The 23,212-nt window shown below is 72.7% G+C and carries 25 protein-coding genes; 11 read left to right on the top strand and 14 right to left on the bottom strand.

Annotated elements, in window-relative coordinates; genetic code table 11:
- Positions 1-625: electron transfer flavoprotein subunit beta/FixA family protein (locus tag D0Z06_RS15940; protein ID WP_147332066.1), on the bottom strand; the 625-nt coding region annotated here is incomplete at its 3' end.
- 220 nt (positions 626-845) lie between these two features.
- Positions 846-2,111, bottom strand: a complete 1,266-nt coding sequence (locus tag D0Z06_RS15935; protein ID WP_233517730.1) for a bifunctional 3,4-dihydroxy-2-butanone-4-phosphate synthase/GTP cyclohydrolase II — start codon at positions 2,109-2,111, stop codon at positions 846-848.
- Positions 2,112-2,489: 378 nt separating this feature from the next.
- On the opposite strand from D0Z06_RS15935, the gene D0Z06_RS15930 reads away from it, so the two are divergent.
- The 7 genes from D0Z06_RS15930 to D0Z06_RS15900 all read left to right on the top strand — a co-directional run bounded on the left by D0Z06_RS15930 (position 2,490) and on the right by D0Z06_RS15900 (position 6,986).
- A complete protein-coding gene (locus D0Z06_RS15930) occupies positions 2,490-2,681 on the top strand; it encodes a hypothetical protein (RefSeq protein ID WP_147332065.1) in 192 nt (63 codons plus the stop codon).
- A gap of 78 nt (positions 2,682-2,759) precedes the next feature.
- Positions 2,760-3,092 (top strand): TraR/DksA family transcriptional regulator, encoded by a 333-nt coding sequence (locus D0Z06_RS15925; RefSeq protein WP_117378533.1) that lies wholly within the window; start codon positions 2,760-2,762, stop codon positions 3,090-3,092.
- A 214-nt stretch (positions 3,093-3,306) separates the two neighbouring features.
- A complete protein-coding gene (locus tag D0Z06_RS15920) occupies positions 3,307-4,533 on the top strand; it encodes an NAD(P)/FAD-dependent oxidoreductase (protein ID WP_199522350.1) in 1,227 nt (408 codons plus the stop codon).
- Positions 4,534-4,620: 87 nt separating this feature from the next.
- Positions 4,621-5,100 (top strand): STAS domain-containing protein, encoded by a 480-nt coding sequence (locus tag D0Z06_RS15915; RefSeq protein ID WP_158579998.1) that lies wholly within the window; start codon positions 4,621-4,623, stop codon positions 5,098-5,100.
- A 498-nt stretch (positions 5,101-5,598) separates the two neighbouring features.
- Positions 5,599-5,883, top strand: coding sequence for an STAS domain-containing protein (locus tag D0Z06_RS15910; protein WP_147332064.1), 285 nt, complete (start codon positions 5,599-5,601; stop codon positions 5,881-5,883).
- Positions 5,880-6,239 carry a DUF488 domain-containing protein gene (locus D0Z06_RS15905; RefSeq protein ID WP_117378529.1) on the top strand — a complete coding sequence of 120 codons (360 nt, stop codon included), beginning with the start codon at positions 5,880-5,882 and terminating at the stop codon, positions 6,237-6,239. The genes D0Z06_RS15910 and D0Z06_RS15905 overlap by 4 nt, the downstream gene beginning before the upstream one ends.
- Positions 6,240-6,284: 45 nt before the next feature.
- A complete protein-coding gene (locus tag D0Z06_RS15900; RefSeq protein WP_117378528.1) occupies positions 6,285-6,986 on the top strand; it encodes a hemerythrin domain-containing protein in 702 nt (233 codons plus the stop codon).
- Here D0Z06_RS15900 and D0Z06_RS15895 read toward each other — a convergent pair.
- Positions 6,967-7,209, bottom strand: a complete 243-nt coding sequence (locus tag D0Z06_RS15895) for a hypothetical protein (RefSeq protein WP_117378527.1) — start codon at positions 7,207-7,209, stop codon at positions 6,967-6,969. The two genes, D0Z06_RS15900 and D0Z06_RS15895, sit on opposite strands and share 20 nt — an antisense overlap.
- A 138-nt stretch (positions 7,210-7,347) precedes the next feature.
- Between D0Z06_RS15895 and D0Z06_RS15890 the strand changes: the two genes are divergently transcribed.
- Both D0Z06_RS15890 and D0Z06_RS15885 read left to right on the top strand, forming a co-directional pair.
- Positions 7,348-7,629, top strand: coding sequence for a hypothetical protein (locus tag D0Z06_RS15890; protein WP_117378526.1), 282 nt, complete (start codon positions 7,348-7,350; stop codon positions 7,627-7,629).
- On the top strand, positions 7,626-8,165 hold the full coding sequence (locus tag D0Z06_RS15885) for a MarR family winged helix-turn-helix transcriptional regulator (protein WP_233517728.1): 540 nt from the start codon (positions 7,626-7,628) through the stop codon (positions 8,163-8,165). Before D0Z06_RS15890 ends, D0Z06_RS15885 begins: the two co-directional genes overlap by 4 nt.
- 355 nt (positions 8,166-8,520) lie before the next feature.
- On the opposite strand, the gene D0Z06_RS15880 is transcribed toward D0Z06_RS15885, so the two are convergent.
- A complete protein-coding gene (locus D0Z06_RS15880) occupies positions 8,521-8,919 on the bottom strand; it encodes a hypothetical protein (protein ID WP_147332063.1) in 399 nt (132 codons plus the stop codon).
- A gap of 137 nt (positions 8,920-9,056) precedes the next feature.
- Between D0Z06_RS15880 and D0Z06_RS15875 the strand changes: the two genes are divergently transcribed.
- Complete coding sequence (locus tag D0Z06_RS15875) at positions 9,057-10,319, top strand: PucR family transcriptional regulator (RefSeq protein WP_117378523.1); 1,263 nt, start codon at positions 9,057-9,059, stop codon at positions 10,317-10,319.
- 101 nt (positions 10,320-10,420) lie between these two features.
- On the opposite strand, the gene D0Z06_RS15870 is transcribed toward D0Z06_RS15875, so the two are convergent.
- The 7 genes from D0Z06_RS15870 to D0Z06_RS15840 all read right to left on the bottom strand — a co-directional run bounded on the left by D0Z06_RS15870 (position 10,421) and on the right by D0Z06_RS15840 (position 18,789).
- Complete coding sequence (locus D0Z06_RS15870; RefSeq protein ID WP_117378522.1) at positions 10,421-11,149, bottom strand: sulfite exporter TauE/SafE family protein; 729 nt, start codon at positions 11,147-11,149, stop codon at positions 10,421-10,423.
- Positions 11,146-12,564 carry an amidase gene (locus D0Z06_RS15865; protein WP_117378521.1) on the bottom strand — a complete coding sequence of 473 codons (1,419 nt, stop codon included), beginning with the start codon at positions 12,562-12,564 and terminating at the stop codon, positions 11,146-11,148. The genes D0Z06_RS15870 and D0Z06_RS15865 overlap by 4 nt, the downstream gene beginning before the upstream one ends.
- A 247-nt stretch (positions 12,565-12,811) precedes the next feature.
- Positions 12,812-14,428, bottom strand: a complete 1,617-nt coding sequence (locus D0Z06_RS15860) for an ABC transporter substrate-binding protein (protein WP_117378520.1) — start codon at positions 14,426-14,428, stop codon at positions 12,812-12,814.
- A 261-nt stretch (positions 14,429-14,689) separates the two neighbouring features.
- Entirely contained in the window at positions 14,690-15,694 is a 1,005-nt protein-coding gene (locus tag D0Z06_RS15855; RefSeq protein ID WP_117378519.1) for an ABC transporter ATP-binding protein, read from the bottom strand.
- Entirely contained in the window at positions 15,694-16,740 is a 1,047-nt protein-coding gene (locus D0Z06_RS15850) for an ABC transporter ATP-binding protein (protein ID WP_117378518.1), read from the bottom strand. The genes D0Z06_RS15855 and D0Z06_RS15850 overlap by 1 nt, the downstream gene beginning before the upstream one ends.
- Before the next feature lie 8 nt (positions 16,741-16,748).
- Positions 16,749-17,843 (bottom strand): ABC transporter permease, encoded by a 1,095-nt coding sequence (locus D0Z06_RS15845; protein WP_117378517.1) that lies wholly within the window; start codon positions 17,841-17,843, stop codon positions 16,749-16,751.
- On the bottom strand, positions 17,836-18,789 hold the full coding sequence (locus tag D0Z06_RS15840; protein ID WP_117378516.1) for an ABC transporter permease: 954 nt from the start codon (positions 18,787-18,789) through the stop codon (positions 17,836-17,838). The genes D0Z06_RS15845 and D0Z06_RS15840 overlap by 8 nt, the downstream gene beginning before the upstream one ends.
- A gap of 342 nt (positions 18,790-19,131) precedes the next feature.
- Here D0Z06_RS15840 and D0Z06_RS15835 point away from each other — a divergent pair, with 342 nt between their 5' ends.
- Positions 19,132-19,899, top strand: coding sequence for an SDR family oxidoreductase (locus D0Z06_RS15835; RefSeq protein WP_117378515.1), 768 nt, complete (start codon positions 19,132-19,134; stop codon positions 19,897-19,899).
- A 55-nt stretch (positions 19,900-19,954) separates the two neighbouring features.
- Here D0Z06_RS15835 and D0Z06_RS15830 read toward each other — a convergent pair whose 3' ends face one another.
- The 3 genes from D0Z06_RS15830 to D0Z06_RS15820 form a co-directional block, all read right to left on the bottom strand.
- Positions 19,955-20,767, bottom strand: a complete 813-nt coding sequence (locus D0Z06_RS15830; protein ID WP_117378514.1) for a MaoC/PaaZ C-terminal domain-containing protein — start codon at positions 20,765-20,767, stop codon at positions 19,955-19,957.
- A gap of 76 nt (positions 20,768-20,843) precedes the next feature.
- Positions 20,844-21,956: an acyl-CoA dehydrogenase family protein gene (locus D0Z06_RS15825; protein WP_117378513.1), complete on the bottom strand. Its 1,113-nt coding sequence runs from the start codon at positions 21,954-21,956 to the stop codon at positions 20,844-20,846.
- Between the two features lie 88 nt (positions 21,957-22,044).
- A complete protein-coding gene (locus D0Z06_RS15820; RefSeq protein WP_117378512.1) occupies positions 22,045-23,211 on the bottom strand; it encodes an acyl-CoA dehydrogenase family protein in 1,167 nt (388 codons plus the stop codon).
- Position 23,212: the final 1 nt, after the last annotated feature.

Below are 23,212 nucleotides of genomic sequence, written 5' to 3'. Positions count from 1 at the left end.
CCAGGTCGGCCAGCGACTTCTTCTCCACCGGCTTCTTCTTGGCCGCCATGATCCCCTTGAACGAGGGGTAGCGCGGCTCGTTGATGGTGTCCCAGGTCGACACGATCGCCGGCAGCGGCGCCTCCAGCGCCCAGTACCCGCCGTCGGTCTGCCGCTCCACCTTCGCCACCCCGCCCTCGACGGTCAGCTTCCGCGCCCCGGACAGCTGCGGGGTGCCCAGCCGCTCGGCCAGCAGCGCCGGCATCACCGACAGCTGACCGTCGGTGGACTCCGCCCCGCAGAGCACGATGTCGTAGGACAGCTGCCCCAGCGCCGCGGCCAGCACCGCCGAGGTCTGCACCGCGCACGAGCCGTGGATCGCCTCGTCCACCACGTGCACGGCCTTGTCCGCCCCCATCGACAGCGCCTTGCGGATCGCGTCGGCGGCCGACTCGGGCCCGACGGTCAGCACCGTCACCTCGCCGCCGTGGGCCTCCTTGAGGACCAGGGCCTCCTCGATCGCGTACTCGTCGATCTCGTTGACGACGTTGTCCGCGCTCGACCGGGCCACGGTGTTGTCCGAGGCGTCCAGGGAGCGCTCGCTCCCCGAGTCGGGGACCTGCTTGACCAGAACGACGATGTCCATCGTCAGACCTCTCTGCTCTCGGCACGGCGCGAGGCATCCGACCGCGGCCGGTCACGATTCCGTGTGGCGTGGTGGGTGGACGGCGGCGTCGGGTCCGGACCCGGCCGCTCGCCCTCGCTGGGCGTCTGCCTTCCCGGACCAACACCTACCCGCACGCGCTCGGGTGGGCCGGCCCTGATCTCACTGAGCGGGCCGGACCTGCTTCCGGGCGCGTGTCGGGTCACGCCTGCGCGGACCAGCCGCCGGGCTGCACTGCTTCGGTTCCCAGGACGTGCCCCATGCGCTCACGCTTGGTCCGCAGGTAGCGGACGTTGTGCGGCGTCTCGACCGTCGGCGACGCGACGCGGTCGACCAGCTCGAGCCCGTGCCCCTCGATCCCCCCGTACTTGGCCGGGTTGTTGGTGATCAGCCGGATCCGGCGGACCCCGAGATCGCTGAGGATCTGCGCGCCCACGCCGTAGCTCCGGGAGTCGACCGGGAGCCCCTGGGCGGTGTTGGCGTCCACCGTGTCCAGACCCTGCTCCTGCAGCGCATAGGCGCGGATCTTGTGGCCCAGCCCGATGCCGCGCCCCTCGTGACCGCGCAGGTACACGACGACGCCGCAACCTTCCTCGGCGATCGCCTTCAGGGCCTGCTCGAGCTGGGCTCCGCAGTCACACCGGAGGCTGCCCAGGATGTCGCCGGTGAGGCATTCGCTGTGCACCCGCACCAGCACGCCGGCGTCGCTGCGGCCGGCGGCGGCGACGTCCCCCATGACCAGCGCGAGGTGCTCGGTGCCGTCGAGGGTGTTGCGGTAGGCCGCCGCCCGGAAGGCGCCGAACTCCGTCGGCATGGCTGCGCTGCCGACCGGCTCCACCAGGCGCTCGGTGGCCCGGCGGTACCGCACCAGGTCGGCGATGGCGAGGACGGGCAGCTCGTGCCGCGCCGCGAAGTCCCGCAGGCACGTCCCCGATCGCATCGTCCCGTCGTCGGCGGTGATCTCACCGATGACGCCCACCCCGCTCAACCCGGCCATCCGGGTCAGGTCGACCGCGGCCTCGGTGTGGCCGGCCCGGATGAGCACGCCACCCTCCCGCGCCCGCAGCGGGAAGACGTGCCCCGGCCGACGCAGCTGGCCCGGCAGCGTCGCCGGATCGGCCAGCGCCCGCACCGTCCGGGCGCGGCAGGCGGCCGACACCCCGGTCCCCGTGCCGACGTGGTCCACGCTGACGGTGAAGGCCGTCCCGTGGGCGTCGGTGTTGTCGGCGACCATCTGCGGGAGCCGGAGCGCGGCACAGCGCTCCGCGCTCATCGGTGCGCAGACGATGCCGGTGGTGTGCCGGACGACGAACGCCATCTGCTCCTCGGTCACCAGCTCCGCTGCGACCAGGAGATCCCCCTCGTTCTCCCGGTCGGCGTCGTCGACGACCACCACCATCCGTCCGGCGGCCAGTGCCGCAACCGCTCGCTGCACCGCCTCGGCCGGCGAACTCCCGATGACCCTCACGAAACCCTGTCCCCTCTCGTCGCAGCGGCCACTCGGCGTGGCTGGCGGAGCCCGACGGGCGCAGCCGGGTCCAGTAGCCGTCCGCCCGGACGGTGGGACAAGCCTGGTCCCGCTGAGCGGCCGCTGTCGTCCGGCTGGCGAGCCGTGACCACCGCGTCGCCGGCCTCGCACCCGCCCGTTGCCGGTCGTCGGCAAGCCCTTGCGCATCGAGTTGACCGGGCACTGCCGTGCCCCGGACGGCGGTGGACCGGCATGGTGGCATCAGGTCGTGGAGGCCGTGAACCGGGTGAGCAAGCCGCCGGTGGCCACCTGCACCACCGGCAGCCGGTCTCCCCGGCCCCCGCACCGGACGACGACGAGACGAAGGGGGTGGTCCACGTGCGTGCGCGCACCGCACCGACCGACCGCCCGCCCGCCGCCGTCGTGCCCGCCGGATCACCCGTGCACTGCCCGCCGCCGGTGACCGGCCGCGGACTGCTGGCCCTGGCGATGAGCCTGCGAGCTCGCGGATTGCGCGGCCTGGACGTGCTGCGACGCAGCCAGGACCGGGCGCCACCGGCGAGCGCCTGACCCTCCCCGGGTCCTCGGCTTTCGTTCCGTGCGCGTCCCGCTCCGGGGACGCGCTTCTCGTCATCCCAGGAGACCTGCATGACCACGCACCTCACCCCTGCCACCACCAGGAGCTCGGCCCCTGCCACGGACTGGGCGCCGTTCCGGGAGCTGCTCGAGACGCAGCGGGCCGACTGCGTCCGGCAGCGCGAGCTCGCCCTGGCCGAGATCGCCACCTCGGTGCCGGACCCGGTGTCGGTCAACCGCGCGGCCGGCCTGCTGCGCACGATCGGGGAAATCGATGCGGCCCTGGCCCGGATCGCCGACGGCACCTACGGCGTCTGCACGTACTGCCGGCGCGCCATCCCCGTCGAGCGACTGGAGTTCCGGCCGTTCGCCGAGGGCTGCGTCTCCTGCCAGCGGACCCGCTGAGCGACCCGCACCGCCGCCGCGCGTCCCGCACGGCTCCCGTACAGCCATCCACCGCCCGGGCACCACCGGTCCGACCCTGCCGTCGGACCGGTGGCGGCGCGCGCCCCGCGCCGGCCACGACCCGGACGATCTCGACCCGGCGACCGCCGGGGAAGGAGCGGGCATGTCCCCCCTGCAGCACGGTCCGACGGTTCCGACCGGTTCCCCTCGGCAGGTGGCCGTGATCGGGGCCGGCATGGTCGGCCTCTCCTGCGCCTGGTTCCTGCAGGAGGCCGGCGTACAGGTCACCGTCTACGAGCGCGACTCCGTCGGCGCCGGCGCCTCCTGGGGCAACGCCGGGTGGCTGACCCCGGCGTTGACCGCCCCCCTGCCGGAGCCGGCGGTGCTGCGGTATGGGTTGCGGGCGGTGACCAGCCCGCGCTCGCCGGTGTACCTGCCGCTGCGCGCCGACCGCACCCTGCTGCGTTTCCTCGGTGGCTTTGTCGCGCACAGCACCGCGCGGCGGTGGCGACGCGGGATGGCCGCCTACGTACCCCTCAACGCGCGGGCGCTGGAAGCCTTCGACGTCCTGGCCGCCGGCGGCGTGATGGCCCCGACCCACCGGGCGACCTCATTCCTGGCCTGCTTCCGCCACGAGCGGGAGGCCGGGCACCTCCGCACCGAGCTGGAGCGGATTCGCGACACCGGCCAGGACGTCCGCTTCGACCCGATCACCGCCCGGCAGGCCCGTGCGCTGGAGCCGACGCTCACCGACCAGGTCGGTGCGGCGGTGCAGCTCCACGGGCAGCGCTACCTGCACCCACCCGAGTACGTGCGCTCCCTGGCGCTGGCCGTCCGCGCCCGCGGCGGCGAGCTGGTCGAGGGCGTCGACGTGGCGACGCTGCAGGCCCGGATGGACGGGGCGACCGTCGTCACGACCACCGGCGAGCACCAGCGGCACGACGCCATCGTGGTCGCCACCGGCGCCGAACTCGGCCGGCTGGCCGGGCCGTTCGGCGTGCGGCAGCCGGTGCAGGCCGGCCGCGGCTACAGCTTCAGCGTGCCGGTGGAGCAGATGCCCCGCGGCCCGCTGTACTTCCCGGCCCAGCGGGTGGCCTGCACGCCGCTGGGCAGCCGGCTGCGGGTGGCCGGGATGATGGAGTTCCGCCGGCCCGACGAGCCGCTGGACCCCCGCCGCATCGCCGCCGTCGTCGATGCCGTCCGCCCCTTCCTGACCGCGGTGGACCTCGACGACCGGCGCAACGAGTGGGTCGGCTCCCGGCCGTGCACCCCCGACGGTCTGCCGCTGGCCGGCGCCACCGCCTCCCCGCGGGTGTTCGTCGCCGGCGGCCACGGCATGTGGGGCATCGTGCTCGGCCCCCTCACCGGGCAGCTGGTCGCCCAGACCGTGCTCAAGGGGGAGGCCCCACCCGAGCTGGCGCCGCTCGACCCGCTGCGCTGATCGTCCCGTGCCCCTACCCGTCGGCGGCCTACCGCCCCCTCCCACGGTCCGCCGGCGGGTAGGTCCCTGTGTTCACCTGGAGCCCCCGTGCTGCACTCCCCCGTCCACCGGTCCGCACCCGATACCGACCAGCTGCTGTCGGTCACCACCGTCCCCGACCCCCGCCCGGGCCGCGTGGTCGTCGAGGTCGCCGGCGAGGTCGACACCTGCACCGCCCCGGCGCTGGACCTCTGCCTGCACTCGCAGGCGACCCAGCCCGGCCTCCGCGAACTCGTCGTCTTCCTGGGGCAGGTGACCTTCCTCGGCGCCGCCGGGGTCACGGCGCTCGCCCGGACCGACCGCCGGTGCCGCATGCGCGGCGCCCGACTGGTCATCCGCACCGGTGGGCGGCCCGCCGTGCTCCGGTGCCTGCACCTGACCAGCCTGGCCGATCTCGTCGCCGTCGATCCGGCCGATGCCGACCCGCAGCCACGGAGACCACGGACCGGTGCACGGCCACGGACCACCCCGCGACGCCCGTCGACGCCGCGCCGCGGGACGGCCGCCACCGGTCACCACCTCAGGTGACGCCGGATGTGGCCACGTGCGTTTCCTCCCTGCCCCCACTCGGGCAGATTGCGGATCCGAACCGGCGAGGCGATCACCATCGAAGTCGCCTCGGCCGGTGAGGAGGTCCCCTGACCTCGTGGATCGGCCCAGTACGGCGACGCATCGGCGACCGGTCTTCGCGGTTACCACCGGCTCCTCTCGGGGTCCACTTCACCACGTGGCAAAACTATCGTGACACGATATTCTCATCTCGACGGTCGAACGCGGGCGTTGCATGTCGAGACGTTCTGCCGGCCGTGTCGCCGAGCGGGTCCGCCGCCAGGGAGGAAGCACGATGTCCGACGCGTCGACGTCCGGATCACCCACAGCCGCGACCGGTGATCCGGCGGCACACCCGACCGAGCAGGGAGGAGACCCTGCCTGCTGGTTGAACGATGTCTGCCCCGTGTGCGGCTCCGTTCCCGACGATCCGCGCGCCCGGCGCTGCCCGACGTGCGGCTCCCCCGGTCGGTCCGCATGACGACCGCATCCCGGCGCTGGACCTGCACCGAGACGGTCGACGTCCATCGGGCTGTCATCCGGGTCCACGGTCGTGTCGACAGGGCGGGCGCCGACCTGCTCCGCGGCACCATCCGAGCGTTGCAGCGGCAAGGTCACCGAAGCGTCACGCTCGTCCTGCCGGAGGCGACGGACGTCACGCAGGATGCTTCGGCCGTGCTGGCCGGCGTGGCCGACGAACTGGCCGACGGCCACGCGCAGCTCATCATCACCGACCGTTCGCCCCAGGTAGGCCGGCGTTGATCCGGACCGTCCGCGTGCACGAGCTCAAGCGCACCGACCGAGGGCGCCGATACCTCGTCGACCGACTGTGGCCACGGGGCGTGGCGAAGCGGAGCCTGCCACTGAGCGGCTGGTTGCCGGATGTCGCACCCAGCGACGAGCTGCGTCGGTGGTTCGGGCACGACGTCACACGATGGGCCGAGTTCCGACGCCGGTACACGGCCGAGCTCGACGCGCACCGCGATGCCTGGCTGCCGCTGCGCGATGCCGCGCGGAAACGTGACGTCCTCCTGCTGTACGCCGCCCGCGACCCGGAGCACAACAACGCCGTCGTGCTCCGGGAGTACCTGGCTCGGCAGGTCCGAGACGACCGATGAGCGTCTCCACCTGGAACTGACACATCGACCGCGGAGGGATCTGCGATGACTCGGACGAGGTCGGGACGTCGCCTGGCCGACGAACACGCCGGCCTTCTCGAGGAGGTGGACCGGCGTGTGCACCGCGCCCTCACGGCAGCCGACTCGGGACGACCCCACGTCCCGGAGCTGGAGTCCTTGGTCACCTACCTGCGCTGCGAGGTCATCGATGAAGCGGTGCACACCGAGAGCCTGCTCTACCCGCTCATCGCGGGCACGCCGTCAGCCGATCACGTCCCGGCGCTGACCCACGACCATCGTCGACTGCGAGACCTGATCGACGAGCTGGCACGAGTCGCGAACGGCGGCTCCCCGCAGCGGGATGCCGACCCGGTTCCGCTCCTGCTCGGGCTCCGCCGTGTACTGGCCGAGCACCTGCACGCCGAGCAAGCAGTGGTCGCTGCCATGACCGACGCGTGCATCGAGGACCTGCGGCAGCCACGACGCTCTCACGACTGGTTCGTCCTGACGGAGGGGTCTGTGGTCGACGTGGACCGGATGCCGTTCCGGGAGGACGAGGCACCGGCCGTACTGGACCGTCTCACGCGCCTGCGAGTCGGGGAAGAGGTCGAGGTCCGCTCGAGTCGTCACCTCGGCAGGCTGCGGGCGGCCTTCACCAGGCGTCGGATGTACACCGACTACGGCTGGGTCTACCTGGAGGAAGGGCCTCTGCGGTGGCGCGTGCAGATCACGCGACGGGGGTCATGACCGGCAGCTCGCCCGAGCCCCCGGACGCCTCGCCGACGACGCGGACGCAGCGCCGGTCCGGACACCGGGTCTGGTGCAGCTCCCGGCGAACCACCCGCACGTCGACGACGCGCTCGACCTCTGCGTCGCGGAACCGGTCGCCCACGCGGCACACCCGAGAAAGCCGGACCGACGCGATCACGGCGGCCGTCCGGCTCGTGATCGAGTCATCGTCGAGGGTCATGCCACGCTCGCGGCGAGCGGCTCCGAGATCGGACGTATATCGTATTGCGATGAATGACCGGCGCCCTGGGGCGACCGCGAGAACCAAGGTGACTGGACCGCTCCGCCGGGCCACCGTCCGAAGGGAAGATCGATCGGCATGACCGACGTCCTCGCCATCGAGCCGCAGGGCGAGCACCAGTTCGTCGTCCGCATGAGCCGGCGCGAGGAGACGGCCGAGTCCTGGTCCAACCTCTCTCCCGGCATCCTGGACGACCTGGGCGTCCGGGAGGACGACGAGGAAGTCCTGGTGCGACGAACCGTCGCCTACCTCCTCGAGCACCAGGACGTCGCCGACTTCCCTGACGTGGTCGAACTCGAGGACGTCGTCGCGACCTATGCCGACTACCTCGACGTGATCAGGTCCGCAACGAGTCGATGAGCGCCGACGTCGTTCGCCATCCTTCATCCATGGCCACCGGCACGGGGCCACATGGTGCCCCGCCAGCTGACCTGCCAGAGGACGTCGCCTCACTCGAGGAGCCCCTGACCAAGGAGGACTTCGAGGCGCTCGCCCGCTTCCGCTTCGCCATCCGACGGTACCTGCGCTTCAGCGAGGAGGTCGTCCGGAGCCACGACGTCACGCCACAGCAGTACCAGCTGCTCCTGGCGCTCAAGGGATTTCCCGGCCGGGAGTGGGCGACGATCCGAGAGCTGGCCGAGCGCCTGCAACTCCGGCACCACAGCGTCGTGGAGCTGGTGTCGCGGGCTCAGGGTCAGGGCTTGGTCCAGCGCTGCGCAGACCCCGACGACAGGAGGGTGGTGCGCGTGACTCTCACCGACGGGGGCGACCTGCTCCTCGGCCGGCTTGCCGCTCTGCACCGCGACGAGCTCCGCCGGATGGATGCCGCGCTCAGTCCGCCGACCTGGCATGACCCCGCCGATACGGTGCCACAGGAGTTGGGGCATCGGTGGTGAACGAATCGGCACCGGAGTGGCTGCTCGTCGACGACCACGCCGTCCTCGTCGAGCAGGTGACCCCCGTCCGGCATTCAATGGCCGATCAGCGGGCACGGCGCCACAGCGACGCTCGCTCCCTGTCGAACGGTGCTGAGCGACCGCGGGTCCGGCGGACCGGGAGCCGCCCGTCGTCGTAGCCGCGACATCCATCGGCGTGTACGACGCCGATGGCTCTGGTCGGCCACCGGAGGGCGGCAACCCATCACCTGAAGGCCGCCCGCAGGCCGGACACGGCTCGGCGGGCCGCCCGCGATCGCCCGCGCGGTGCCCGGTCTCCCCCACCGCCACAGCTCCGACGCCCGCCCGCTCGCCGCTACTCGGCCCGCGACTGGTCATCGCCGCCCTTCTCCCGAGGATTTCCCCGCTGAGTTCTGCTCAGGCGCCGGAGCCAGGGCTCCTCAGCTCCAAACCGTGCGACCGACCCGCGGTCGCCACCGCCTTGCCGTGGCCAGTGCCGCCACAGCATCCAGCCCAGCGCCGTGGTAGCGCCGACCGCGAGGCCGGCCGCCGGGGCACCGAAGACGATCAACAGGATCGCGATCCAGACACCGGCCACCACCGCGGCCGGCAGGTCGTCCAGGTCGTCCAGGTCGTAGGCGTCGCATCCACGCCGTCGCGCCGGCTGGGGGCCCGGCAGGACGGGTTCCTCGGCCTCGCTGGCCCAGAACCGTTCGATGTCGTCCCAGATCCGCTGTTCGTGACTGCTGAGCACCGTGCACCTCCTGCTGATCCGGACCATGCCCGCGGCGACGTCGACCCACCAGGGGCGGCGTCGGAGAGCTGGTGCATCCTGACGTTGCCGACCGCGGGCAAGGCGCCCCGCTCGACCGGTCGGTCCCAGGAGGGCAGATGACGAGCAACCGGCAACCTGCGGCCGGCGGACGGCCCGATGGGCAGGCTGCGCCCGACGACTGGCTGGCCGCGGTGGCGACGTCGGCGGCGAGCGCCGTGCACGCGCCCGTCGACCTGCTCGGCGAGTACCTGCCGATGCTCGCCGACGCCGCCATCCACGGGCGGCGTCCCGATGCGTGGGAGCTCGACGCCGTCCGGGAGCTCGGCCGGCACGCGGCCGCGCAGGGCGTGGGAGCCCGCCGCGCGGTCGACCTGTACCTGTCGGCGGCCTGGCGGCTGTGGCGCCGACTGCCCGTCGTCGTGCGCTCGAACGACCCGGAGAAGGTCCGCGCCGCCGCGGAGGCGGTGCTGCGCGTTCTCGACGACGCCGTCGGCGTGCTCGTCGACGGTCACCAGGCCGAACGCCGCGAGGCCATCCGCCGGGAGGAGGCGGTGCGGGCCGAGTTCGTCGACGACCTGCTCCGCGGGGACGCCGACGTGTCCCGGATGGTCGAACGCGCCGAACCGTTCGGCATCGACCTGGGCAAGCCCCACCACGTCGCGCTGGTGGCTCCGCGCGACGGCGAGGGCAACCTCGACCGCGCCGCTACCGCGCTCGAACGCGCTGTGGTCGACCGGTTCGGCGACCGTGAGGTGCTGGTGGCGACGAAGGACGGGCGCGTCGTCGTCCTCGTCCCCGCCGGCAGGACGCCCGCCGGGACCGCGCCACCGGAGGTCACGGCGCGCGGCGCGGACATCGGCGTCCTCCTGCAGCAGGATCTCCGGCGACTGCGGGTCCCCGGCCGCTGGCGGGTGGCCGCCGGGCGGGCGTTCCCCGGGGTCTGGGGCGTGCCCCGCAGCTACGAGGAGGCCCGCGAGGCGCTGGCCTTCGCCGACCGGCTGGGCCTGGACGACGACGTGGTGCACGCCCGCGAGCTGCTGGTGTACCGGGTGCTCGGCCGCGACCAGATGGCGATCGTGGACCTCGTCCGCGACGTCCTCGGCCCGCTGAGCCAGGTCCGCGGCGGCCCGCAGGTCCTGCTCGAGACCCTGCACGAGTACTTCGACGCCGGCGGCGTGGCCACCGAGGCCGCGCGGCGGCTGCACGTCTCGGTCCGCACCGTCACCTACCGGCTGGCCCGCGTGGCCCAGCTGACCGGGCACGGCGTGGCCCGGCCCGACCAGCGCTTCGCCCTGCAGGCGGCGGTGCTCGGCGCCCGGCTGCTCGAGTGGCCCACCAGGCCGCTGCCGGCAGCGGGAGCCGACGCCCGGTCGGGATGACCCCACCGGGCACCGTGCCGCCGTGAGCACCGCTCCTCCCGCGGTGCGGTCGTGCCGGGGGACGCGTGCGGGCGGGCCGGGCACCGTCCCGCCCGCGCGGGTCAGGCCACCGCCGCCGAGAGAGCGACGAGCGCGGTCACGGTCAACGTCGAGAGCACCACGCCCCGAAAGCGCTCGGGCGGGAGCAGGCCGAACAGGCGGTCACCGACCCACCACCCCGCCGGGACCCCTGCGACACCGGCGAGCACGGCCGTGGCGATCACCGGGTCGACGTGGCCGAGTGCGACGAACGCGACCACGGCCACCAGGTCCTGCGCGCAGAACACCACCTGCAGCGTCCCGCGGAAGCGGCGGGGCGGCAGGTGCAGTGCCTGGAGGGAGAGGACCACCGGGGGCCCGTTCATGCCCGTCGAGGTCAGCAGCATCCCGCTGACCACGCCGGCGCCGTACTGGGTGACCGCGCCGGCAGGTAGCGGGACCCGGACGAGGAGCAGACCGACGAGCAGCAGCAGACCGACGGCGATCACCAGTTCCAGGGACCGCTCGTCCAGCAGCGTCAGGGTCAGCAGCCCCAGGGGCATGCCCAGCAGGGCCGCCCCGGTGAGCCGCGCGGCGACCGGGGCCTCCACGTGCTGGCGCTCCCGGTACGAGGCGAGACCGGTCAGCACCAGGCCGACCATGGTTGTGACCACCACGGCCGCGACCGGGTCGATGATCACGGCCATCAGGGGGACGGCGACCAGCGCGAGCCCGAATCCCGTCACCGCCTGAGCCGCCGCGGCCACCGTGAAAACCAGCAGTGCCACGGCGCCGACGTCCAGCAGCGTCATCCCTGTGCGTAGCCCGGGGCTTGGAGGGGCCACGGCGCGGCCTGCTCCAGCTGACCGGCCAGCCTCAGCAGCAGCCCCTCCCCGCCCAGGTCGGTGACGAACTGGGCACCCACCGGGAGGCCGGCACCGTCGGTGCCGAAGGGCACCGACATCGCCGGCAGGCCAGTGACGTTGAACACGCTGGTGCACAGCGAGAACGTGGTGCCGTGCTCGTAGATCGTCTCGGGCCGCGTGGTGTCGAGGGTACCCAGCAGCGGCACCGGCTGGGCGACCGTCGGCAGGAGCAGCAGGTCGTGGTCGGCGAACTGCCGGCCCAGCCGCCAGCCGGCCTCCTGGGCGGCACGGAGCGCCTCGACCACCTGGACCCCGCTGATCGTCCGGCCGTGCTCGAGCAGCACCCGGGTGAACGGCTCGAGGTCGTCGTCCCGCAGTTGCCGACCCAGCTCGGCCGACCGCCGGTCGACGGTCGACACGAGGCTCGCCGCCATGATCGTGCCCGATGCGGCCATGACCTGGGCGGGGTCGTAGTCCAGGGTCACCTCGGCGACCGCGTGCCCGAGGTCCCGGCAGACGGTGGCGGCGCGCTCGACGGCGGCAGCGCAGTCCGGGTGGACCGGGATGCCGCCCGGAACGGCGGTGGCCCAGCCGATCCGCAGCCGGCCGGGAGGCCGAGCCACCTGCTCGAGGAAGGACCGGTCCGGGGTGGGTGCGCCCAGCGCGTCCCCCGGAACGGGCCCGGCGACGATGTCCAACAGCAGGGCGCTGTCCCGGACGGTCCTGGTCACCGCGTGGTGGGCCGTGACCGGGGAGGCCAGGGCACCGGAGTAGGGCCAGGTCGGCACGCGGCCGCGGCTGGGCTTGAGACCGAACAGGCCGCACATGGACGCCGGGATCCGGATGGACCCGCCGCCGTCGCTGCCGTGCGCGACCGGCACCATGCCGGCGGCCACGGCTGCCGCCGACCCCCCGCTCGACCCGCCGGTGGAGTACGCGGGGTTCCAGGGGTTGCGCGCCGGACCGTGGAGCACCGGCTCGGTGCTGGCGTTCTTGCCGAGCTCCGGGCTGTTCGTCATGCCGAGGACGACCATGCCGGCGCGCCGGTAGCGCGCCACCACCTCGCTGTCCCGGGTGGCGCGGGCCTCGGCGAAGAGCCGGCTGCCCCCCGTCCGCGGCAGTCCGGCGACGTCGGCGTCGAGGTCCTTGACCAGGGTGGGCACGCCGCGGAGCGGACCGTCGGGCAGACCGCGGTCGACCTCCGCCAGCGCCTCGTCGAAGCGGGTGGCCACCACCGCGTTGAGTCCGGGGTCGTACTTCTCGATCCGGCGGATGGCCTCCTCCACCACCTCACGGACGGAGATCTCGCCGCTCCGGATGCGCGCTGCGGTGGCGATCGCGTCGTTCGGCTCCGCTGTCATCTGCCTCACCTCTGCTGTGGGATCCGTCCGGGCGTCCATCGCTGCGCCGATGGCACGGTAGGGCCAGGTGCCCTGCGTCACGGTGGCTCTCCCGGTGGGCGGGACGGGCGGGTCCCAGGTCCGAACGGCCACGGGCCGGCTGCGAGCGGTCGCACGCAGCCGGCCCGTGCCCGCGTGGGCGGGAGTCAGAGGACGGGGGTCAGGCCCGGCCGTCCGGCTCCGCCGACGCGCTGGGTTCGTGGCTCGATCAGGAGCACTCCCCGATCCAGGCCTCGTCGAACAGGAGCATCCCCTCGTTGATCGGCTGGATGCCGTGCACGTCGTCCTGCCAGGGCACGAACGGGGTGACCGGGGACAGCGGGAGCACCGGCACGTCCTCCTGGTAGAGCTCCTCGATGCGGGTGACGACCTCCTGGCGGTCGTCCCCCTGAGTGCCCTGGAGCTCGGTGATCAGCGCGTCCATCTCCGGACTGGCGTACCCGCTGGCGTTGGACTGGGACTGGCTGTGGAAGCTGGTGTAGAGCCGCTGGAACGGGTCTTCCTCCGAGACCGACAGGCCCGACTGGGACATGTCGTAGTCCCGGCTGACGAACACGCGCTGGATGATGTCCGCCGTCGTCTGCAGCAGCTCGGTCTCCACGGTGAATCCGGCGTTCTCGAGCATGGCCTGCACCGCCAGCGCCTGGTCCCGGCCGGCCGGGGAGGCATTGCCGAGGTAACCGATGGTCCCGTCGAAGCCGTCGGCCTTGGCCTCCTCGACGAGGGCGCGCGCCTCCTCCACCTCGTTCGGCACCACCTCGACGTCCGGCGAGTGCCACCGGGAGAGGTCCGAGAACAGCGCCTTGCTCGCGATGTCCACACCTCCGTAAACCCGCTGGTCGAGGACGGCGGGATCGGTGGCGAGGGCGATGGCCTGCCGCACCCGCGGGTCGGCGGCCGGCCGCCCTTCGGCGTTGTTCAGCATGACCACGTTGCCGAGGTTCTGCACCGTCAGGTACCCCGAGTACCCCGCGTCCCGCGCCCGCTGGACCACCGCGGGATCCCGCAGCACCGTGACGTCCGCGCCGTCGGCCTCGAGGGTCTCGAACCGGGCGTCATCGTTGTTGAGCCAGACGAACCGCAGCTGGTCGAGAGGCAGGTCTCCGCCCCAGTAGTCGTCCCGGGCGTCGAGCACCAGCTCTTCCTGCGGGGCGTAGTCGGCCAGCGTGAACGGCCCGGCCCCGATCGGCTGGAACTCCTGACCTGCGATGGCGGCCGGCGCGACGATCATGCCGACCGCCTGGCCCAGCATGGCCGGGAACGTGGCCCACGGCGTGTTGAGGTCGAAGACGACGGTCCGGTCGTCCTCCGCCCGGACTCCGCCCAGGTTGGGGGCGATGACCGCGGCGTCGAAGCCGCGGTTGCCGAGATACCAGTTCACGCTGTCGACGACGGCCTGCGCGTTCAGCGGTGTCCCGTCGCTGAAGGTGACCCCGTCGCGGAGGGTGACCGTCCACTGCGTGAAGTCCTCGTTGGACGTCACGTCCTCGGCCAGGTGCGGCTCGAACTCCTGGGTCTCCGGGTCGTAGTGCACGAGGACGTCGTACACGGCCGCCAGTGCCGTGCCCCCCGAGTAGCCGGTGGCGATCGTCTCGGCCGGGTTGAGGCTTCGCGCCTCGGCGAAGTCGGCCAGGGTCAGCGTGCCCCCCTCGACCGGCTCGCCGCAGTCCTGCTGGTCGCCGATGACCCCGATCGTCGGCTCGGGCGATTCCGCGCTCGCGGTGCCCGCCGATCCGCTTCCGCCGTTGCCTCCGCACGCGGACAGCACGAGGGCACCGGCACCGATGGTGGCGACGAGACGCGCGGACAGCAATGATCTTGTCACGTAGTTCCTCCAACAGGACGGTCACGCGCCACCGACCGGATGCCCATGGGTGGCTGGTTGCCCCAGCGAAGCAACGGGACGAGCCCGGCACGGGCCCCATCTCGGTGAGTGGAATCACAGGTGGGCATCGGGCCGCGCCGGGGGTCCGCGACGACCTCCCTCCTGCTGGGCGCGCCCCGGACCGCTCCCAGGAACGAGCGGTGCCCCGGCCGAGCTCGGCCGGGGCACCGCTGTGGGAGGGGAGTCGCTACCGGTGGTGGATCAGGCCGCGGCGGAGGCGCCGGGGCCGGAGTTGTGGCAGGCCAGGAAGTGCCCCTCACCGACCTGCCGCAGCTGGGGCTCGACGGTCGCGCACTCCTCGGTGGCCAGCGGGCAACGGGGGCGGAACCGGCAGCCGCTGGGCGGGTTCAGCGGCGAGGGGAGCTCTCCGCCGGCCCGCTGCGCGCCCCCGATCGCGGTCTCCGAGGCGGTCGCCTCCGGCACCGACTCCAGCAGCAGCCGCGTGTAGGGGTGCAGGGCGCGCTCGGCCAGGTCACCGGCCGGCACCACCTCGCACACCTTGCCGAGGTACATGATCATGATGCGGTCGCTGATGTTCTTGACGACCGCGAGGTCGTGCGCGATGAACACCATGCTCAAGCCGTAGCGCTTCTTCGTGTCCTCGAGCAGGTTGAGGATCTGCGCCTGCACCGAGACGTCGAGGCTCGACACCGGCTCGTCGCAGATCAGCACCTGCGGATCGAGCATCAGCGCCCGGGCGATGCAGAGCCGCTGACACTGCCCGCCGGACAGCTCGTGCGGCCGGCGCTCCCACACCACCGCGGGGTCGAGACCCACCGCGCGCAGCACGACCTCGATCTGCTCGCGGGTGACCTCCCTGCCCCAGATCCTCGGCCCCTCGGCCACGAGGTCCTTGACCTTGCGGCGGGGGTTGAGCGAGGACACCGGGTCCTGGAAGATCATCTGCATCCTGGCCCGGCGCTCCCGGACGGTCTGCGCCGTCACCCCGGTCAGCTCCTCATCGCCCAGCCGCACCGATCCGGAGGTCGGCGGCGGCAGCTGCATCACCGCGCGTCCGGCACTGGACTTGCCGCACCCGGACTCGCCCAGGATCCCCAGGGTCTCCCCGTCGAGCAGGTCGAAGCTGATGCCCGAGACCGCGTGCACCGTGTGACCACCCTTCGCGGGGAACTGCACCACGAGGTCCTCGACCGCGAGGACGCGCTCGGTCTCCGGCCGCAGGTGCGCGACTCCACTCCCGGCCATCACTGTCCTCCTGCGTTGACGGGGTGGTAACAGGCGAAGGAGTGCCGCGGGTCGGCGACACCCCGGACCAGGGCGGCGTCCAGAACCGGGGGGGCCGCTGTGCAGTCGGGCTGCGCGTAGCGGCACCGGGGCGCGAACCGGCAGCCGACCGGGGGGGCGATCATGTTGGGCGGCGCGCCGTCGATCGCCGCCAGACGGACGTGCGGCGGCTGGTGCAGCCGCGGGATCGCTTCGAGCAGCGCCTCGGTGTAGGGGTGGTGCGGCACGTCGAACAACGTCGCCGCGTCCGCCGTCTCCGCCACCCGCCCTGCGTACATCACCGCTACCCGGTCGGCCCGGCCGGCGACGACACCGAGGTTGTGGCTGATCAGCATGATCGCCATCCCCAGCTCGTCCTGCAGCCGCTCCAGCAGGTCGAGGATCTGCTTCTGCACGGTCACGTCGAGTGCCGTGGTCGGCTCGTCGGCGATCAGCAGCGCCGGCTCGTTGGCCAGCGCCATCGCGATCACCACCCGTTGCCGCATGCCGCCGGAGAGCTCGTGGGGGTACTGGTCGAGCCGGCGCCGCGGTTCCGGGATGCCGACCAGGTTCAGCAGTTCCGCGGCGTGCGCCGCGGCCTGGGCCCGGTTCATCCCCCGGTGCTTGCGCAGGCTCTCGGTGAGGTGCACGCCGACCTTCTTGACCGGGTTGAGCGCGGTCATCGGGTCCTGGAACACCATGCCGACGTCGCCGCCCCACAGGTCGCGCAACGCGGTGGTGCTCAGCGCGTGCACGTCCTTGCCGGCGATGAGCACCCGGCCGGTGATGGTCATCGTCGGCCCGGTGGTGTACAGGCCCATGATCGTGCGACCGAGCACCGACTTCCCGGAACCGGATTCGCCGACGATCCCCAGCGTCTCCCCGCGACCCAGCGTGAAGGAGATGCCGTCGACGGCCTGCACGTCGCCCCGCGGCGTGTGGATCTGCGTCCGGAGATCGTCGACGACCAGCACCGGCGCCCCCGGCTCGGTGGACCGTTCCTGCAGCACGGCAGAGGTGGAGCTCATGACACTCCTCAGAGCTTCGCCTGGCGCGGGTCGAAGCGCTTGCGCGCCTTCTCCCCAAGCAGGTTCAACGAGAACACGGTCAGGAACAGCACGAGGCCCGGCACGAGGACGATGTGCGGGTGCTGCTCGAAGGCGTCGCCCTCACCCTCGGCGATCATGTTGCCCCAGGACGGGTCCGGGGGCTGGATCCCCAGGCCGAGGAAGCTCAGCGACGCCTCGGCGACGATCAGCACCGAGATCATCACCATGGCGTACGAGAGCAGCGGCAGCATGACGTTGGGCAGCAACTCGCGGGTCATGACCCGCATCCGGCTCGCCCCCATCGCGCGAGCCGCCAGCACGAACTCGCGCTGCACGAACGTCATCGTGCTGGCCCGGGCGATGCGGACGACGCTGGGCAGCGCCAGCAGCGCCAGCGCGAACGCCAGGTTGCGCAGGCTCGGGTCCAGGACGGTCGCCAGCGCGATCAGCAGGATCAGCGGGGGCACCGCGAGCAGCGAGTTGGTGAGGACGCCGATCACCGCGTCGGTGGCCTTGCGGAAGAAGCCCGACACGATCCCCAGCGCCGCACCCACGACCAGCCCGATAGCGACCGCACCCAGCGCCACGATGAGCGATGCGCGCGCCCCGTGCAGGACCCGGGAGAGCAGGTCGAGACCGAAGTTGTTGGTGCCGAGGGGGTACTCCGAGAACAGGTCCGGCCGGGCGAAGACCGGCGCGTCGAGGGTGCTCGCAAGATCCTGGTGCTCGCCCAGGGGCAGCACCGGCGCGAGCAGCGCGGCCAGCACCAGGAGCACCAGCCAACCGGCGCACAACCAGGACATCAGGTCGAAGCCCGCACCGAAGCGGCGCCGGAGCAGCCGCCCGACCCCGGCGTAGGCGAGGCCGAGGCCGGCCACGATGACGGCCAGCTGCAGCCAGCCGTTGGCGCCTCGCAGCGCCGCCACGCCGACCGCGATCCCCGCGACACCGAGCACAGCGAGCGCCGCCGCACCCCACGGTGACCCCGAGCGGCGCCGTCGGCGTCCGGGGGGCGAGGACACGGCCGCGTCCACCGCCTGACCGTAGGCAGGAGGCGTGGACACCTGGGTGAGCTCAGACATGGGCCCTCCTGATCCGTGGGTCGAGGACGCCGTAGGAGAGGTCGATCAGCAGGTTGGTGAGCACGTAGATCACCGCGATGACCAGGACCGCTCCCTGCACCATCGTGAAGTCGCCGGTGTTGGCCGCACCGATGACGAGCGACCCCATTCCGGGGAGGGCGAAGAGGTACTCGACGATCACGGTGCTGCCGATCAGCCGCCCGAGACTGATCCCCAGCAGGGTGACCATGGAGAACGACGAGGGGCGCAGGGCATCGCTGAGCAGGATGTGTCGCGCCGACATGCCCTTGGCCTTGGCGGCGAGGATGAAGTCCTCTTGCAGCGTGGTGATCAGGTCGTTGCGCAGGATGCGGGTGAACAGTGCCGTCTCGGCCAGCGCGATCACCAGCGCCGGGAGGAAGGCGTGGTACAGGTTGTCCCCCAGGCTGTCGCTGATCCGCACCCACTGCGCCCGCGGGAACCAGCCGAGCTGGTTGGCGAAGACCATGATGACCAGCAGGCCCGCCAGGAAGCTCGGCACCGACAGGACGCCGAAGGCGCTGGCGCTGATGATCCGGTCGGCCCGGCCCCCGGCCCGGTACGCCGACCACATCGCCAGTGGGATCGAGAAGACCAGCGCCATACCCAGGCCGAGCACGGCGAGTTCCACGCTCACCGGCAGGGCGGCGGCAACCCGGTCCAGCACGTCGGAGTACGGCGGAACGACGCTCTCCCCCAGATCGCCGGTGACCGCCGAGCCCAGCCAGTCGACGTACCGCACCGGCAGCGGGTCGTCCAGCCCCAGGTCCTCGCGGACTGCCGCGTACTCCGCCGGTTCGCGCCCCTCCCCCAGGATCACCACCGCCGGATCGTTGGGCAGCAGTGACACGAGCATGAACGTGCCGAAGCTGACGATCAGCAGCACCGCCGCGAGCTCGCCCGCTCTCTTCAGCAGGGTGCGGCCCATCGCGCCCTCCTTCCTTCTACCTCGTCGGGTACGGGCGCGGACGGGTGACCGCGGATCTCCCGGCTCCGGACACCGTGCTGCCGCGGTGCGAGCCTCGACCGGGCCCGCTCGCGAGCCTCAGGCTCTGCGTCCGGGCGCCAAGCGAAGCAAGCTCGACGACCGGAGGCGTGATCCATCCCACTGATCGGTACGACGTCCGCCACGGGCACGGTCCGTTCGCCGATCGGGATCCTGACGGGGCGCGAGGCCGGCCGTGGTCGGTATCCCGCTGACCGAGAGATCGACGTCGGGCCCCGGTGCGAGTTCCTACCCTGCGGTCAGCCATCGACGACGAGGACGGACATGAGCGCAGCGCTGAACTTCTCGGGACGGACGGTGCTGGTCACCGGCGGCACGAAGGGTATCGGCCGTGAGATCGCCGAGGCCTTCCTCGCTGCTGGTGCGGATGTCGTGGTGTGCGGGCGCGCCGAGCCCGAGCGACTGCCGGAAGGCGGAGGACGTGAGGCCGTCTTCGTCCCCACGGACGTCCGGGAGGCCGACCAGGCCACCGCGCTCGTGCAGGCGACCGTCGACCGGTTCGGCCGGCTCGACGTGCTGGTCAACAACGCCGGTGGCTCACCGGACGCCGACGCGGCGACGGTCTCGCCGCGCTTCGTCGAGAAGATCGTGGCGCTGAACCTGCTCGGGCCCTTCTACGTCGCCCAGGCGGCGAACGCGGTGATGCAGCTGCAGGACTCGGGCGGCGCGATCGTCAACATCGGCAGCGTCTCGGCGCACGACCCGCAGCCGGGCACGGCGGCCTACACCGCGGCGAAGGCTGGACTGCTCGCGCTCACCCGGGCGCTGGCCCTGGAATGGGCCCCGAAGGTCCGCGTCAACCACATCACCACCGGCCTGATCCGCACCGAGTCCGCGGCGTCGGTCTACGGCGAGGACGGCGGCGTCGCGGTGGCCGCCGTGATCCCCATGCAGCGCATGGCCGTGCCGGCGGACATCGCACGGACCTGCCTGTACCTCGCCAGTGATCTGGCCGGCTACGTGACCGGCTCGGACCTGGCCGTGCACGGTGGCGGTGAGCTGCCGGCCCGGTACCTCGCCACGCGCTCCTGACCCGGTTCTCGCGGTCTGCCCGCGGCCGTCGCGGCGGCCGCGGCCGGACCGGTGGTCAGCGGAAGCGGACCCGGCCGCCGGACACCACCGGGCGCTCGCCGTCGGTGACCTCGAAGGAGGCGGTACGGCCGTCCGGCCAGGCGGTCACCCCGAGGCGGTCACCCGGGAAGACGGGTGCACTGAACCGGCCGTCCAGCTCCACGAGGTCGGCCGGGTGCGTGCCCAGCGAGCGGGCCAGCTCCAGCGTGGTCGCGGCCAGCGTGCACAGGCCGTGCAGGAACGGCCGCGGCTGACCCGCGGCCTGCGCGGCGTCAGGGTCGATGTGCATGTGGTGCCGGTCACCGAGCAGCCGGTAGAGCGCCGCCTGGTTGGCGGCCGTGACGACCTCGGTCCGCAGACCGGCCGGCGTGTCAGGCCGTCCCGGGCTCGACGGGCCCCGCTCACCGCCGAATCCGCCGCAGCCCGGAGCGAACAGTGACCAGGTGGCGACGAACGCCTCGCTCTCCACGACCACCTCGAAGACCGCGGCCGTGCCCTTGTCCCACACGTCACCGACGCGGGCAGTCAGCTCCAGCCGGCCGGCGCGCGGCAGGGGCGCCAGCACCTCCAGCCGCTGGCTGCCGTGCACCGCCGTCCGGACGTCGAACGCAGCCTGACTGCCGAGCGCGTCCGGCGCCCACTGCGCGAGTGTCAGGGCGAAGGTCGGCAGCACCCGCAGCCGTTCCTCGAAGACGAGGTCCAGCTCCTGGGGGGTCGCTCCCACGGCGAGGGCGTAGAGGATCGCGTCCCGCTCGTCGTAGGACACCGCGCGGGTCCCCAGTTCCTGGCCCCGCCAGTCCCCTGCCGCGCGGGCGTGCGCCGCTGTCATCACATTCCTCCTCGTACCGGACTACCGGACTACTGGTGGGCGCCTGCGGACGTCGCATCGCGACCGACCGGAGCGGTCATCGCGAGCCCGTGCCGGCGGCCAGCACGGCGCCAAGGCGGGCCACGACGGCGCTCGGCCCGCCGAGCGTGCCGGCCAGCTGCTTTCCCCACAGGAAGTGCCGGTGCACCGGGTAGTCGGTGTCCACCCCGATCCCGCCGTGGACGTGCTGGACGCGGTGCACCACGTTGAGCCCGCCCTCACCGGCCCACCAGGCAGCCACGAGTGCGGCTGCCGCGGGGGCGGGCTCGCCGTCTCGGAGATCGGTGACGGCCTGCCAGAGCGTGACCCGGAGCGCGTCGAGCTCGATGTAGCAGTCGGCGAGCTGGTGCTGCACCGCCTGGAAGGTGCCCAGCGGCCGGCCGAACTGTTCGCGCTCGCGGACGTAGGTCGCCGCATGGCTCAGCGCGCCCTCGGCGACCCCGAGCTGCAGCGCGGCCACCGCGACCGAGGCCTGCTCCAGCACCGTTTGTAGGACACCGGTGCCGGGGAGAGCCAGCGACTCGGCCACCACTGCGTCGAGGTGGAGGTGACCGCTGCGGTCGTGGGTGGTGGTCTCCGCCGCCTCCCACTGCGCCCCGTCTGCGTCGGCCGCCACGAGGAACAACCCAGGGCCCTGCTCCGTGTCGGCGGAGACCAACGCCGCGGTGGCGCCGAACGGCGAGGGGACGACGGCCTTGGTGCCACTCAGCCTCCAGCGTTCGCCGTCGGGCTTCGCGGTGCAGCCCGGTCGTGCCGGTTCCGTACCGTCGAACTCCTCCAGCGCGACGGTCAGCCGAAGAGAGCCGTCGACCGCGCCGGGGAGCAGCCTGCCCCGCTGTTCAGGACTGCCGTGCGCGGCGACGGCGAGCGCCGCGACGACGGCCGGCCACAGCGGGACCGGGGCGACGACGCGGCCCTGCTCCTCCAGCAGCACGCACAGCCCGCCGAGTCCGAGGCCGGCGCCGCCGTCGGCCTCGGGCACGGCGACGCCGACGAGTCCGGCCTTGGCCAGTTCCGCCCAGAGCTGCTCGTCGATCCGGCTCTTCCCGGTCTCGACGGCACGGGCACGCGCCGGGGTGGCCCGGTCGGTGAATATCTCGCGCGCCAGGTCGCGGACCGCCTGGAGTTCCTCGCTCAGGGTGAAGTCCATCAGTGCGCGTCCTTCCTAGCCGGCCTGGCCATGTGCGGGCGGGTGAACGACGGCCGCCGCATCCCGCGCGGTGCGAACGCCGTTGCGCTCATGCCGTGCGCCGCGGCCGAGGCAGGCCGAGCCCCTGCGTGGCGACCATGTCGCGCAGGATCTCGTTGACGCCGCCACCGAAGGTGTTGACGATGCCCTGCCGGGAGAGCTGTTCCACCTGGCCCGCAAGGACCGCGCCGGGCGACTCCGGGCGGATCCGCCCGGCGGCGCCGAGGATGCCGGTGAGGACACGCTGGACCTCGATGTGCGTCTCGGTGCCGTAGACCTTGGCCGCGCCCGCGTCGGCGCCGGTCAGCGATCCCCGGGCGACGGCGCTGGCCATCTTCCAGTTCATCAACCGCATCGCCTCGAGCCTGGCGTACGTACGGGCGAGGTCGGCCTGCACCCAGGGCAGGTCGACAGCGCCGTTGTCACGAGCCCACTCCCGTACCTGCTCCCAGAGGGCGATCATCCGGCCGCCCAGCGCGGCCAGCCCGATCCGCTCGTGGTTGAGCTGTGTGGTCAGCAGACCCCAGCCCCCGTCGATCTCGCCGACGACGTTGCCCGCCGGCACGCGGATGCCGCTGTAGTACGTCGCCGTGACCAGCAGGCTGCCGACGGTCTGGATCGGGCTCCACGAGAAGCCGGGGTCGTCGGTGGGCACGATGACGATCGAGATGCCCTTGTGCCTGGGCGCTTCCGGGTCGGTGCGGCAGGCCAGCCACACGTAGTCGGCGGTGTTCGCACCACTGGTGAAGATCTTGCTCCCGTCGACGACGAACTCGTCGCCGTCGCGGACCGCACGGGTGGTCAGCGACGCGAGGTCGGTGCCGGCGGCGGGTTCGGTGTAGCCGATCGCGAAGACGATGTCGCCGGCGAGGATGCCGGGCAGGTATCGCTGCTTCTGCGCCTGCGAGCCGTGGCTCATCAACGTCGGGCCGACGGTGTTCACCGTGACGAACGGGAAGGGCAGCCCGGCCCGCTGCACCTCGTCGAAGAACACGTACTGCTCCTCGACCGAGCGGCCCTGGCCGCCGTACTCCACCGGCCAGCCGACGCCCAGCCACCCGTCGTCGCCGAGCCGCTTGACGACCTCGCGGAACCGCGGGCCGCCGACTCCCTGCTCCCCCACGCGGCGACGCTCGTCCTCGGGCAGCAGCCCGGTGAAGTACGAGCGGAGCTCTGCCCGCAGCGCCCGGTGGGCGGGGGTCTCCCGCAGATCCATC

Source organism: Geodermatophilus marinus, assembly GCF_003428645.1.
Classification (GTDB): domain Bacteria; phylum Actinomycetota; class Actinomycetes; order Mycobacteriales; family Geodermatophilaceae; genus Geodermatophilus.
The sequence above is the reverse complement of the archived record's forward strand: the minus strand, read 5'-3'. Positions and strand labels throughout refer to the sequence as shown.